This is a genomic window from Cryobacterium sp. TMT1-2-2 (genome assembly GCF_004403505.1).
Lineage (GTDB): Bacteria > Actinomycetota > Actinomycetes > Actinomycetales > Microbacteriaceae > Cryobacterium > Cryobacterium flavum.
The window spans coordinates 212,772-226,110 of record NZ_SOGS01000016.1 but is presented as its reverse complement, the minus strand read 5'-3'; the positions used below and the strand labels follow the sequence as shown (position 1 = coordinate 226,110).

The window sequence follows — 13,339 nt, the reverse complement described above, 5'->3', positions numbered from 1 at the left end:
TCCCGGGTCCGGCCGTCGTGGAGCGTTCGGCGAATTCGCCGCGCGCTCCAGTGTTTCGGTACGTGGAGACGTCATAGAAGTTCCGCCTAGGCGTTCTTCCACTTTTCGACCCAGTAGGCATCCCAGCTGGCGAGAAGTTCCTTCTGAGTCATCTGGCCGATGAGCACCTGCTGTAGTTCAGAGTCGGACTTCTGGATCCAGTCGGTCCACCATGAAGAATCGCGCGGCTGGACTGCAGTGATGTAGGTATCGGGATTCTCGTTCATGGTTACGTAGCTGGCCCACGCGCCGGTCTTGTAGAAGTCGCTGTCTGCGGCGTCCTTCAGAATGGGAACGAGGCTGTTCTTCTGCGTGAAGGTGGCCGACGCATCGCCTTCCGACAGGAAGGAGATCAACTTGGCCGACTCGGCCTTGTGCTCGCTGGACTCTGCAGTGCCCCAGCCGGCGGTGGCCATGGGCTGAATCGCCTTACCCGTCGGTCCGGTCGGCATCGGGGCCGTTGTCCACTGATCGACGCTGATCGACTGCGCTTGTTCGAGGGTCGCGATTACTTCCGGATCCTGTAAGAGGAATCCCGTGGAACCGTTGGCGAACCCCTCCACCATTTCTGGGTACCCCCAGGCGACCGACGAGGGTGGCGACGCATTCTCGAAGAGAGCGAAGTAGGTCTCGAGGGCGTCAGCAGCTTCTGGCGCGGCAAAGATCGTGCTGCCGTCGGTGAGCTTGAAAGCATTGTCCTGGTCGATCTGGTCGGCTACGTAAGCCTCGATCGCCAGTACAACGTTAGTATTGCCGTTCTTGCCGCCGCGAAAAGCGTAGCCGAACTGACTCTTCGACTCGTCCTGCAAGGCCGTGGCCTGCGTGAGAAGTTCGTCCCAGCTGGTGGGTGGTGCCGAGAAGCCGGCCTCCTTGATGAGGTCGGTTCGGTAGAACAGGCTCGCACCATAAAAACCGTAGGGAATGTAATAGGACTTGCCGTCCGCGTTGGTCGCGTACTTGGCAGCGTTCACGGTCAGGTCGTCCCAGCCGGCCCAGCCGGCAAGTTCATCGGACATGTCGGACAGCCAGCCGTTGGTGGAAAACGGTCCAACCGTGATGTCGCGCACCTCAAGAACGTCGACCCCGGTACCAGACTGAAGCATCTGCTGAATCTTCTGGTCGGCCTGCTCGGTGGGAGGGGAGATCAATTCCACGGTAATTCCGGGGTTCTTCGCTTCGAAATCTGAGATCAGACCCTTGAGTACGTCGGTTCGGGCCGGGTTGGTCAGGCTTTCAACCATCTGCAGGTTGACGGTGCCATCCGCAGCATCCGAGGCGGCAGAGCACCCCGAAAGCGCCAGGGCCGTAGCGAGCCCCAGGCCGATCCATGCACACGTTTTCTTGTGAATCACAGCATTCCTCTTTTCATTGAGATCGGACGATTCTTGAGGCCAACGCCCTATGGCGATGGTGTAGCAGAAGGGACCTGGGCCCATTCGGTGAGTGCGGCAACGCAGTGCTCAACGAAATAGTCAAAGTCGGCAGCAGTGTTGTAGACATGCACCGACAAACGGAAGTAGCCGATCCCGCCGAAGCTCGTAAAGGCACCTTCGACGCCCAGTTCACGTAAGACTCGATCGCGGAGCGCGTCCGCTTCGTCGTGGGTCGTGGCGATCCCGTCGGGCAGACGAACGAGTCTGAGCGCGTTGACCGGCATGCCGACATCTACGTGATGGTCTTCGCCGGTAATCGCACCAAAAGCAGCGGTGATGGTCTCTTCGGCGTAGTCCGCAAGATCCGACATGTAGGTGCGCACGGCATCCCATCCCCAAGTTCGCCCGATGAAATCCAGGGCCGTCGTCGTGGCGAGGTAGCTCGTGAGGTCTAGGGTGCCTTGAGTGTCGAAGCGGTCGGGGAAGGGTTCGGTAGCGCCCCAGGAATCAATGAGTGGATATAGCTCAGCCGCCAGTGGGCCCCGGGCGACCAGAACGGATGTGCCGCGCGGGGCGCAGCCAAATTTATGAAGATTCCCGATCCAGAAGTCACAATCCAGCTCATTGAGCGGGTCCTCGTACAGCCCTGGCACGTGCGCTCCGTCGACGAGGAGCGGGATTCCACGACGGCGCGCCTCGCGGGCGACGGATTGTACCGGCAAGAATCGGGCGGTGGGAGAAGAAATATGGTCGACAATAATCAGCCCGGTGGCAGCGCTGAGTTCGGCCACAATGGCCTCATGAGCCTCGGCTGCGGTGGCATCCAGCGGAATATGCGCCGTACGTACCGTGCCGTTCCAGCGGCGGGCCAACCGCTCGGCACCCATGGTGACAGCTCCGTACCCGTGGTCGGTGACGACGATCTCCAGTCCGATCTTCGCCGGAAGGCTGGAGAAGACCACGCTTGCTCCGGCACTCGCATTGGGCACGAGGGCGGTGTCGTTTTCGCTTACGCCGAGAAACTTGGCAACTTCGCGACGGGTGCTTTTCACCATGGCCGGCAGCGCTGGAAACCACGCCACCGGGTTGGCATCCATCTGCGCGCGGAGTTGATTCTGATGTTCCTGGGCGACGACGGGCACAGCACCAAACGACCCGTGGTTGATGTGGATGGTTCGTGGATCGAGAGACCAGGCGGCCCGGGCTGGACGGCCGTCCGAAAGTGTCAATCCACGCGGTGGCGCGACTGGAGAGGTCAGCATGTGCTTCCTATTTCAATGTTCGTGGCTCGCAAACCATGACAAGACGTGTGATGACTCTCTGGATCACCCCACTTTCATGGCTGTTTTCAGGACTCTATCGGGATTGTTCCAAAAAGTCATCAGATGAGTTGAGATAAAGTGTTGTCGGGTGAGGAACGTGTCAGCTCGCCTCCGGCTTAGAATTAGGTGGGGTTATCGGTAGTGGCGATTGGACGAAAGGATCCACGCATGTCGGCAGTAGACATCGCGTTCCACGGATTGCGTCACATGATCGCGTCCGGACGTCTCGGCGCTGGAGAGAAATTCCCACCGGAGACCGCTCTCTTGAGTGAACTCGGCGTATCGCGCGGGTCTCTTCGTGAAGCAGTGCGCATGCTGTCGGCCCTGGGCGTGATCGAGTCACGGCATGGGTCGGGAACATACGTTTCTCAGTTGCGTCCCGAGGAAATCATGGGGAGTTTGGCGCTGACCGTCGACCTTCTGCCGCTGTCTGGACTCTTGGACATGTACGAATTGCGAGGTGTCCTCGAGTCGCATACTGCGGCCCAGGCGGCTGCTCGAATAAGCCCGGAGCAAACCGCGGAGCTTTTCGACTTGGTCGAGGCCATGGAGGCCGCCGCCGACCCCGAAATTGCCCCCGAGCTTGATGCTCAATTTCACGCGTTGATTGATCGGATCAGTGGCAACCCCACGCTGACCGTTCTGCTGGGCGTCTTTCGCGCCCGTTCGCGCGCCTATCAACTGTTCGCGCTGCCGGAAGGCGCGGAAATCCGGCGCGTCAGCGACCATGGCCATCGGACCATCTTCAACGCAATCGTCTTGCACGATCCTGCTGCGGCATCTGCCGCCGCGGCGTCCCACGTGGCCCAAACGGTCGAGTGGCTGCGCTTTTATCAGCCGGCCGTGCGCACTCCGTAGCGGGTCGCCCTCACTCCGCATTCCACCGTTGCTGAGTGGAATATTGCAGCGCGCCGCAGCCAGCAACGGTGCCCGAGTCGTTGACAACACCGCGCCAACGTGCCTACTCTGAACTCAGACGTAATTATGCAAATGACTTGCATAATGCTCACTACGAGGTGAGGGGGACCGCCATGGCACTGCATGAACGTGAAATGCTGGCCTTTCGCCGGCGCAATTCCGCCGCCTGCATCGGCGCCCTGCGCGACCACGGCGTGCTCACGGTCAGCGAACTGGCCAGCCTCACCGGACTCTCCCGCCCCACCGTCGAGTCGATCGTCGCCGAATTCGAAACCAACGGCCTGGTCACACACGAGCAGCAGACCACCACCGCAGCCAAGGGCCGTCCCGCCCGCCGCGTCGCGTTCAACGCCTCCGCCGGCTACGTCGCCGGCCTCGACCTCGGCCTGCACCGGGTTACCGTGCTGGTCAGCGACCTCGCCGGCACCATCGTCGCCACCGCCCTGCACGACATCACGACCGACATCACCGGCTCCGAACTCCTCGCTCTCGCCGCCGCGACCCTGAAACGCGCACTCGCAGAACTCGACGCCAGCAGGCTCACCTCCGTCACGGTGTGCATTTCGGGCATAGTGGATGCCTCCGGCCGCGTTCTGCAGAGTAACGTACTGCCCGAATGGAACGGCCTCGACCTCGCTGCGAGCCTCAGCGAACAGCTCGGCTGCCAGGTGTCCGTCGAAAACGATGTCAATATGGCCGCCCTCGGCGAACTGCACGCCGGCGCGGCACAAAACGCCGACGATGTCGTCTTCATCATGGTCGGCCACCGCGTGAGCGCCGCCATCATCCTCGGCGGAGCGTTGCACCGCGGCCGCAACTTTGCCGCCGGCGAGGTCGGCGACCTCGAATCCACCGGCTGGGGCTACCAGGACGTGCACGAGACCAGCGTGCTCGGCGCGTTCCTCGGCCAAAGCCCCGAAGACGTCTTCGCGGCAGCACAGGTCGGCGACCCCGACGCCCTCGAGCTGGTCACCCGGTTCGCGCGCCGCATCATCCGCGGTATCGCGGTCGTCGGGCTGACCGTCGACCCCGACCTCATCGTGATCGGCGGCGGGCTGTCCGCCGGGCCGGTGTTGCTCGGCGCGCTGCAGGCTGAACTGGCCCTGCTGGTCACCCGCAGCACGCAGCCGCCGCTCGTCTCCTCGGCGCTCGGCCGCACCGGCGTTGCCCTCGGTGGCCTCGTGCGCGCCCTCGAAGTCGTCTCGGAGCGGCTCTACGGCGCGAAAGACATCGCCGTGCCGCGCTTCAGCCTGCCCGCCATCCCTGTCACAGAAGCGGATGCCGAAGCCGCCCGGCCCGAATCAGCCCGGCCCGACCCGACCACCTTCGGCGCCCGCCTCGCAACCCACGCGGCCAGCGCGAACGGCAGCAGCTCGAACGCCAACACCGGCACCGCCACCCACCCACATTCCTGACCATCCATTAAACACGGCAGGGGAACCCAATGAGAAAAATCACCAGACTGGCGCCGCTCGCGCTGGTCGCCGCGCTCGCGCTGACCTCGTGTTCGGCACCCGTAGCATCCGATGAAGCCGTCACCGCAGACTCGGTAGCATCGATCAGCTACGCCATCTGGGACGAAAACCAGATTCCGGCGCTCGAGGCGAACATTGCCGCGTTCAACGAGATTTACCCGAAGATCGAGGTGAAGATTGACATGACCCCGTGGGCGCAGTACTTCACCAAGCTGCAGACCCAGGCGTCCGGCGACACCCTGCCCGACGTGTTCTGGATGAACGGCCCCAACTTTCAGCTCTACGCCGCCAACGACCAGCTCGAACCGATGACCGACCTCATCGACGACGGCGATGTCGACCCGGCCAACTACGTCGAGGTGCTCAACGACCTCTATTCCTTCGACGGTGTGCAGTACGGCATGCCCAAGGACTTCGACACGGTCGCACTCTGGTATAACAAGGCGATTCTCTCCGAGGCCGGCGTCGCAATTCCCGACGAAACCTGGACCTGGGACGACTTCGCTACGGCCGCCAAAACCGTCAGTGACACCCTCGCCGACCAGGGCGTCTACGGCGTCGCGACCGGCCTGACCGGCGGCCAGGAGGGCTACTACAACACGATTCTGCAGGCGGGCGGCAGTATCCTTTCTGAAGACGGCACGTCCAGCGGCTACGACGACCCGAACACGATTCGCGGCCTGCAGTTCTGGGCTGATCTCATTGCCGACGGTTCCAGCCCAAACCTGCAGCAACTCTCCGACACTCCTCACAACGCGTGGTTCACCAGCAGCAAGACCGCGTTCTTCTGGTCCGGCACCTGGAGCGTCGCCGAACTCGCGTCGGCAAGCAACACCCTCGACCTGAACGTGGCCCCGCTGCCTCAGGACGAGAAGCAGGCCACTGTCATCCACGGCCTCGCCAACGTGGTCTCGGCGGGCAGCGAGCACAAGTCGGCCGCACAGGCTTTTCAGGCTTACCTCGGCAGCGAAGAAGCGCAGACCCTGCAGGCCGAAATGGGAGCGGCCAACCCCGCCTTCATCGGCGCCGGCCAAGCCTTCCTCGACTCGGTCGAGCACTTCGACCTCGAGGTGTTCATCGACGAAGCCGACAACTATGCCTACCCATTCCCCATCTCGAAGGACACCGCGGCTTGGACCACGATCGAAAACGAGCTGCTGCCGCAGGCCTTCTCCGGCACTCGCACCGTTGAAGATGTCGCTGACGAGCTCGCCACTCGAATGAACGAAGCGCTGGCCAAGGAATGACCCTGCGCACCGGGAGCGCGGTCGGCGAGAGCCGTGCTCCCGCCGACCTCCCGGTGCCCGTAGCAACAACACCGCAAAAGAAGCCAAAGGGCTTCGACGGCTACTGGCCGTGGCTGTTCGTGCTGCCGACCCTGCTCGGTGTGCTCGGCTTCTACATTTGGCCGATCATTCAGACCGGCTACCTGAGCTTCACCGAAACCGGCCCGTTCGGCGGCGAAGAATTCGTCGGCATCGACAACTACCAAACCATGCTGGCCGACGGAAACGTGGCCCAGGCCCTGATCAACACCCTGATCTACACGGTCATCGTGCTGGCCGGCATTCCGATCGCGCTGCTCATGGCCAACCTGGTCAACCAGCCCGGCCTGCGCTTCGCGTCGTTCTATCGCGTGCTGTTCTTCATGCCCTACATCGCGATGCCCACTGCGGTCGCCCTGGTCTGGCGCATGATTTACAACGGTGATTTCGGCATCCTGAACTGGATGCTCTCGCTCGTCGATATCGATGGCCCGTACTGGACCTCGACCCCCGGCTTCGCGATCGTCTCGGTCGGCGTTGTCGGTATGTGGGCGTCGCTCGGGTTCGGGATCATCATTCTCGGTGCTGCCCTGAAAAACATCTCACCGGAGTATTACGAGGCGGCGCAGCTCGACGGCGCCACCAAGTGGAAGCAGTTCACCTCGATAACCGTGCCGCTCGTGACGCCGAGCCTGTTCTTCGTCACGATCATCTCGGTGATCAACGGGTTTCAGCTGTTCGACCTGCTCTACGCCATCATGGGCCAGTACAACCCGGCCCTGGTGCAGAGCCAGTCGCTGGTCTACATCTTCTACAACCAGGCCTTCATTCAAAACGACAAGGGCTATGCCGCGGCGATCGGCATGGTCATTCTCGTAACGATCGGCATCGTCACCTTCTTCCAGTTTCGGATGCAGAAAAAGTGGGTGAACTATGTCTAAACAGTCCCTCTCCCCGGCCCAGCAGGGCGCGAACAGCGTGCGCACCCACCTGGTGCTCGGCATCATCGGCTTCATTATGGTGTTCCCGTTCATCTGGCAGCTCGTCATCTCGCTCTCCACCAACGACCAGGTGATGAGCGTGCCGCCCACCTTCTGGCCGGGCGACCTGCAGTGGGGCAACTTCGTCGACGTCTTCACCAAGCTGCCGTTCTTCGACCAGTTCGGCGTCTCGGTCGGCATCACCGTCATCCGCGTGATCGGCCAGGTCGTGCTGTGCTCGATGGCCGGCTACGCGTTCGCCCGTATGCGGTTTCGCGGCCGCGGAATCTTTCTCGGCGTCATCCTCTCGATTCTCATGGTGCCGCCGCAGGTGTACCTCATTCCGCAGTTCCAGATCATCCAGAACCTCGGCCTGCTCAACACCATCATCGGCATCGCCCTGCCCGGCATCTTCAGCGCCTTTGGCGTGTTCCTGATGCGGCAGATCTTTCTCGGCCTGCCGATCGAACTCGAAGAAGCCGCCCGGCTCGACGGCGCCAACCCGGTCCAAATCTTCTACAAGATCATGCTTCCGCTAGCCACCCCGGGCATCAGCGCCCTGGTCATCATCACGACCCTATGGTCGTGGAACGACCTGCTCTGGCCACTCGTGGTCACGACCTACGCCGAGAAAATGCCGCTATCGGCCGGCCTGGCGACGCTCGCCGGCAGTATCACGACCGATTACCCGGTCATGATGGCCGCGAGCGTACTCGCGATGGCGCCCGTGCTCATCCTCTTTATTGTTCTGCAGCGTCGCGTCGTCGAGGGCCTCGCCTTCAGCGGCTCGAAGTAGCACCACCCCTTATATGTCTGGACTTCTCGTGAACATTGGCCTCATCGGTGCCGGCGGCATCACCCACGTGCACATTCCGGCCTGGCTCGCCCTCGGCGCGCGGGTCACCGTGTTCTCGCTCGAGGGCGGCGCCGAGGTCGCCGCGCAGTACGGCATCACCGCGGTCGGCTCACTCGATGAGCTGCTCGACGCGTGCGACGTGGTCGACATTTGCACTCCCACTCCAACGCACTATCGCCTCGCCGAACGCGCCCTCCGCGCCGGCAAACACGTCATCTGCGAAAAGCCCATAGCGCTCCACCCAGCGGATGCCGCCGCTCTCGCCGAGCTCGCCGCCTTCGTCGGCAAGCAGCTGCACCCGGCCCACGTTGTGCGCTACTTTCCCGAGTACGCTCTGGCCCGAGGCGCCGTCGCCGCCGGAACGATCGGCGAGCCGGCCATTTTGCGGTTCAGCCGCATCGGCGAGTTTCCCACCTGGGCGAGCTGGTTCGCCGATGAGGAACAGTCCGGCGGAATCGTGCTGGACCAGATGATCCACGACCTCGACATTGCCCGCTGGATCGCCGGCGAGGTCACCGAGGTGTACGCCGTGAAGTCCGTGGGCGACGGATGCGAGACCGCCCAGGTCGTGCTCACCCACGAAAGCGGCGCGCTCAGCTACGTCACCGGAGTCTGGGGCGCGCCCGGCACCACCTTCGCCACGTCCTTCTCGATCGCCGGCTCGACCGGGGTGCTGAAGCACGATTCCCGAGCGGATGCCTCGCTCCGCTTCGACCTCGGCGCGCCCGTCGCCGGCACGCAGTCTATGCGCCCGGACACGTCGCTGGGCGAAAGCCCGTACCTGAGCGAACTGCGGGACTTCGCCGCCGCGACCCTGGGGGGACCTGCCCCGCGGGTCAGCCTCGCCGACGCCACCCGCGCGGTCGAACTAGCCGCCGCCGCGAACGCGTCGATCGCGTCCGGGCGAAGCGAGTCCGTCGTGCGTGAGGCGGTGGGGGCATGAGAGCCGTCGCGAATGCCCGACCGAACGCGTCCGTGCAACCGACCTCCTCGTTGTCCGAGCAAGCCGCGTCGAGCGCGGTCGCGCCGCAGCATCCGTTGTCTGAGCGCCCCCTGCGCGTAGCCCTGATGTCGTTCGCCCACGTGCACGCCGCTGGCTATGCGGCACTGCTACAGTCGATGCCGAACGTCGAGTTGCGCGCCTCCGACCCCGACGGCGGCAACGAGCCGGCCGAACGGCGTGGCCGGGGCCTAGCCGACGACCTCGGCGTCAGCTACGTCGACAGCTACGCCGAACTGCTCGCCTGGCAACCCGACGCCGTCATCGTGACGAGCGAAAACGCCCGGCACCGTCCGTTGGTCGAAGCCGCAGCCCTGGCCGGCGCGGCCGTGCTGTGCGAGAAGCCGTTGGCCACGACCCTGGCGGATGCCGTCGCCATGCAGGCTGCCTGCGACGCGGCCGGCGTCACGCTGATGACCGCTTACCCGGTGCGGTTCTCGCCCGCCTTCGCCCGGCTGCGCGAACTCGTTCAGGCCGGTGGGCTGGGCGCGCTGCTCGCGGCGACCGGCACGAACAACGGTCAGATTCCGGTCGGGAACCGGGCTTGGTTCACCGACCCGGCACTCTCTGGCGGCGGTGCAATAGTCGACCATATCGTGCACGTTGCTGACCTGCTCGATGCCCTGACCGGGCTGACAGCCCAGTTCGTGCGGGCAGTGTCGAACCGCATTCTGCACGCCGACAAGCCCGAGGTTCGCGCCGAAACCGGGGGACTAGTCACGATCAGCTATGCTGGCGGCTTCGTCGCCACGATCGACTGCTCCTGGAGCCAGCCCGACAACGCGCCGACCTGGGGCGGACTGACCCTTCAGGTGGTCGGCACGCGGGGGATCGCGGACATCGATCCGTTTGCGCAGCACGTGGGCGGCGTCGGGGCCGATGGGGCCGTGTTTCTCGGCTACGGCAAGAACACCGACGAACTGCTCCTGAACGAGTTTGTGCACGCGGTGCGTGCCGGGCGGGCGGGGCAGCCCGACGGGGCCGCGGGCATCCGCTCGCTGAAAATCGTGCTTGCCGCGCAGGAGTCGGCGCGCACCGGCGAGGTTGTGTCAATCAGGTAAAACTCGGCCGACAGGTTTGCCCCGATAGCTGAGCTTGCGTCATAATCGCAAGGCGTGCCCGAAAGTCGGGCCGAACAGGTACCAGTTCCGAAACCCGAGTCGGAGGCTATACATGTCCGTTCAGTCCACCTTGGAGCGCCACGAGCGCGCACCCGACCCGGCCGGGTCCACCGGCGGAAAGTCTGCCACGCGCACCTTTCGTGGCGACATCGAGGGCCTGCGCGCGGTCGCCGTGATCGTCGTCATCTTCGATCACCTGCTCGGCTGGCCCTCCGGCGGATTCATCGGCGTCGACATCTTCTTCGTCATCTCCGGTTTTCTCATCACGAGCCTGCTGCTCAAGGAACATGCCCGCACCGGCCGCATCTCCCTCGTCGACTTCTACCGCCGCCGCATCCGCCGCATTCTGCCGGTCTCGCTCCTCGTACTCGTCGTCACCGTGGCCATTGGCTACCTGCTGCTGCCCGGCGCCCGCGCCCTCAGCACCCTGTGGGACGGCGTCTACTCGGCCCTGTTCGTGGCCAACTGGCACTTCGCCGCCGTCGGTACCGACTACCTGCAGGCCACCAACGCCGTCTCCCCGCTGCAGCATTACTGGTCGCTCGCGGTCGAGGAACAGTTCTACTTCGTCTGGCCGTTCCTGCTCATCGTGATCTTCGCCTTCGCCGGCCGCCGCACTCTCAGCGCCAGAGCCCTGATCACGACGGTTGCCGTCACGACCGGCGTCATCACCCTCGGATTTCTGGCCTGGAGCTTCTTCGAAACCTCGACCAGCCCGGCCATCGCCTACTTCTCCACCGGCGCCCGCGCCTGGGAACTCGGCATCGGCGCCCTCCTGGCCGCAGCCGCTCCCGGCATCGCCAAGCTGCCGGCTCTGATGCGCCCACTGCTCGCCTGGCTCGGCCTGGCTCTCATCGTTGCCAGCCTGCTCCTGATCAGCCGCGATTCGCCGTTCCCGGCGCCGTGGGGGCTGCTGCCCGTCGCGGGAGCCGCCCTGGTCATCGCCGCTGGAATCGGACAGCCCGAGCAGCGCCTGCTGTTTCTGCTGACCAACCCGGTCAGCCGCTATGTCGGAAAAATCTCCTACTCCCTCTATCTGTGGCACTTTCCGGTCGTGATTCTGCTCGCCACCGTCTTCGCCACCGACTCACCGGTCTACCTGCCACTCGCCGTGGTACTCATGGTGGCCCTGTCGGTGTTCTCCTTTCATTTCGTCGAGGACCCCATCCGCCACTCGCTCTGGCTCGAAACTGCCCAAACCCGAAAGCGAGAACGGATGCTCCGCCCCGCCACCACACGCCACTTCGGCATCACCCCAGCCCAAGCCTGGATCGGTGCCCTGGTCGTCGTGACCCTCGTCATCGTCTCGGTGTCGTTCATCGCCCTGAAGGGCGGAACGTCCTCCACCCCGCAGGCCGACCCGGCCCCGGTCGGCGCGGACGTCGGTCCCGAAACGCCCGACGCACCGGCTACCCTCTTGGCCACGCGGCAGTCCGACATCGCCGCAGCACTGGCGTCGACCGCCTGGCCGGCGACCACCCCCGCTTTCGGCGCCCTCGGCGACAGCTCCGGCGCCCCGGAATGGGTCGACGACAACTGCCTATCGGTCAGCGAGAAGAACGCCGCGGGGTGCGTCTACGGAGACCCTGCGGCCGCCAAAACCGCAGTTCTGCTCGGGGACTCCATGGCCATCAGCTACATGCCCGCCATCCGCGCCGCCCTCGAACCGCTCGGCTACAACGTGCAGTCGCTGACCATGTTCTCCTGCCCGGCCGTCAACATCTCGGTGGCGCCCAAGAACGCCTCCGACGCCTCGGCCGCCACCTGCGACGACCACCACTCCTGGGTCTACAACGAGGTCGCGCGGCTCTCGCCCGATCTCGTGATCATGTCGAGCCTGGCCGGATCCATCGTGCGCCTGGCCAGCGGCAACGAGGGAGTTGCAGCCCTCACGGAATGGCAGACCGCGACCGCCGACACGATCACGGCCCTGCAGGGGGCGACCGACCACGTCGCTGTGCTCTCCCCGCCGCCGGCCAGCACGCCGTTCGCCGAGTGCAAGACCCTCACGAGCGCCCCCGCCGACTGCACCTACAGCCCCTCGAGCCTCTACCAGAAGGTGGTCGCGACCGAGCAGGGAGCCATCGAAAAGTTCGGCGACTTCGCCCAGTACGTCAACGTCGTGCCGTGGCTCTGTGTCGACAACACCTGCCCGGCTTTCATCGACAACACGCCGGTCTTCTTCGACGGCCAGCATTTCGTGCGCGAGGCGAGCAACCAGCTCGGCCCGCTGCTGGCGGAGGCCCTGTTCCCGCCGGCCGCCTAGCCGCTCGGCGCGCGCATCCGCTTGGGCCGCGTCACCCCGTGGTCAGTGCTCGCGCGGCCGAAACTCGCGCGGCCACTCGCTCGCGCGAATGCGGCGGATCTCCTTGACCTCACCGATCGTGCCCCACTCGTCGAGGCCCAGGCGCGACAGCGGCCGCAGCTTGTCGATGAGCGGATGCCCGGCCTCGTCGACCACGTTGGTCGCGATGGCAATGTGGGTGACCTCGCCGAAAACGAGAGTGCAATCACCCATCGACAGCGTGGAATGCAGACGGCACTCGATCGCCGCGGGGGACTCGGCAACCCGCATGGCGGCCACGGTCGCACTCGGCTCGCGGGTGAGCCCGGCGCGATCGAATTCGCTCTCCTCCGGCCCAAAATCGGTGCCGGTGGCGTTGACTTCCGCAAACAGCGACTCCGGCGTGAAGTTCACCACGAAATCCCCGGTCGCGATGATATTGCGCACGCTGTCCTTTACCCCCACCGAGGTGAACTGCACGATGGGCGGCGAAACGGATGCCACGGTGAAGAACGAATGCGGCGCCAGGTTGTCGACACCCTCCGCCGACCGGCTCGATACCCAGGCGATCGGCCGCGGCACCACGAGCGAGTTGAGCAGGCGGTAGAAGTCGCGGCGGGGCAGGGTCTCTGGGTCGAAGTCAGTACGCATCCGCTCAGGCTAACAACTCGTTTAGCCCGCGTGGCCGGCGCCGCGCCCGGCCGGT

Annotated in this window: 11 protein-coding genes; 8 read left to right on the top strand and 3 right to left on the bottom strand. The window is 64.6% G+C overall.

Annotated features, from left to right (window positions below; all coding sequences use genetic code 11):
• Positions 1 to 86: 86 nt before the first annotated feature.
• Together E3T35_RS10955 and E3T35_RS10950 are read right to left on the bottom strand one after the other, a co-directional pair.
• On the bottom strand, positions 87 to 1,391 hold the full coding sequence (locus E3T35_RS10955; protein ID WP_241988814.1) for a sugar ABC transporter substrate-binding protein: 1,305 nt from the start codon (positions 1,389 to 1,391) through the stop codon (positions 87 to 89).
• A 47-nt stretch (positions 1,392 to 1,438) separates the two neighbouring features.
• The gene (locus E3T35_RS10950; RefSeq protein ID WP_134345237.1) at positions 1,439 to 2,674 is read right to left on the bottom strand and encodes an aminotransferase class V-fold PLP-dependent enzyme; all 1,236 of its coding nucleotides are present in this window, start codon (positions 2,672 to 2,674) and stop codon (positions 1,439 to 1,441) included.
• A 228-nt stretch (positions 2,675 to 2,902) separates the two neighbouring features.
• On the opposite strand from E3T35_RS10950, the gene E3T35_RS10945 reads away from it, so the two are divergent.
• The 8 genes from E3T35_RS10945 to E3T35_RS10910 all read left to right on the top strand — a co-directional run bounded on the left by E3T35_RS10945 (position 2,903) and on the right by E3T35_RS10910 (position 12,615).
• A complete protein-coding gene (locus E3T35_RS10945; RefSeq protein WP_134345236.1) occupies positions 2,903 to 3,592 on the top strand; it encodes a FadR/GntR family transcriptional regulator in 690 nt (229 codons plus the stop codon).
• A 173-nt stretch (positions 3,593 to 3,765) separates the two neighbouring features.
• Positions 3,766 to 5,067: an ROK family transcriptional regulator gene (locus E3T35_RS10940; protein WP_134345235.1), complete on the top strand. Its 1,302-nt coding sequence runs from the start codon at positions 3,766 to 3,768 to the stop codon at positions 5,065 to 5,067.
• 29 nt (positions 5,068 to 5,096) lie between these two features.
• Positions 5,097 to 6,374, top strand: coding sequence for a sugar ABC transporter substrate-binding protein (locus E3T35_RS10935; RefSeq protein WP_134379077.1), 1,278 nt, complete (start codon positions 5,097 to 5,099; stop codon positions 6,372 to 6,374).
• Positions 6,371 to 7,333: a carbohydrate ABC transporter permease gene (locus E3T35_RS10930; protein ID WP_134345233.1), complete on the top strand. Its 963-nt coding sequence runs from the start codon at positions 6,371 to 6,373 to the stop codon at positions 7,331 to 7,333. The genes E3T35_RS10935 and E3T35_RS10930 overlap by 4 nt, the downstream gene beginning before the upstream one ends.
• Complete coding sequence (locus tag E3T35_RS10925) at positions 7,326 to 8,168, top strand: carbohydrate ABC transporter permease (protein ID WP_092339186.1); 843 nt, start codon at positions 7,326 to 7,328, stop codon at positions 8,166 to 8,168. Before E3T35_RS10930 ends, E3T35_RS10925 begins: the two co-directional genes overlap by 8 nt.
• Positions 8,169 to 8,181: 13 nt before the next feature.
• The gene (locus E3T35_RS10920; RefSeq protein ID WP_134379075.1) at positions 8,182 to 9,171 is read left to right on the top strand and encodes a Gfo/Idh/MocA family protein; all 990 of its coding nucleotides are present in this window, start codon (positions 8,182 to 8,184) and stop codon (positions 9,169 to 9,171) included.
• Positions 9,168 to 10,289 carry a Gfo/Idh/MocA family protein gene (locus E3T35_RS10915; RefSeq protein WP_134379073.1) on the top strand — a complete coding sequence of 374 codons (1,122 nt, stop codon included), beginning with the start codon at positions 9,168 to 9,170 and terminating at the stop codon, positions 10,287 to 10,289. Before E3T35_RS10920 ends, E3T35_RS10915 begins: the two co-directional genes overlap by 4 nt.
• A 112-nt stretch (positions 10,290 to 10,401) precedes the next feature.
• Positions 10,402 to 12,615 (top strand): acyltransferase family protein, encoded by a 2,214-nt coding sequence (locus tag E3T35_RS10910; protein WP_134379071.1) that lies wholly within the window; start codon positions 10,402 to 10,404, stop codon positions 12,613 to 12,615.
• Between the two features lie 42 nt (positions 12,616 to 12,657).
• Here the strand turns inward: E3T35_RS10910 and E3T35_RS10905 are convergent, their stop codons facing one another.
• Positions 12,658 to 13,284 carry a flavin reductase family protein gene (locus E3T35_RS10905; RefSeq protein WP_134345229.1) on the bottom strand — a complete coding sequence of 209 codons (627 nt, stop codon included), beginning with the start codon at positions 13,282 to 13,284 and terminating at the stop codon, positions 12,658 to 12,660.
• Between the last annotated feature and the right edge of the window lie 55 nt (positions 13,285 to 13,339).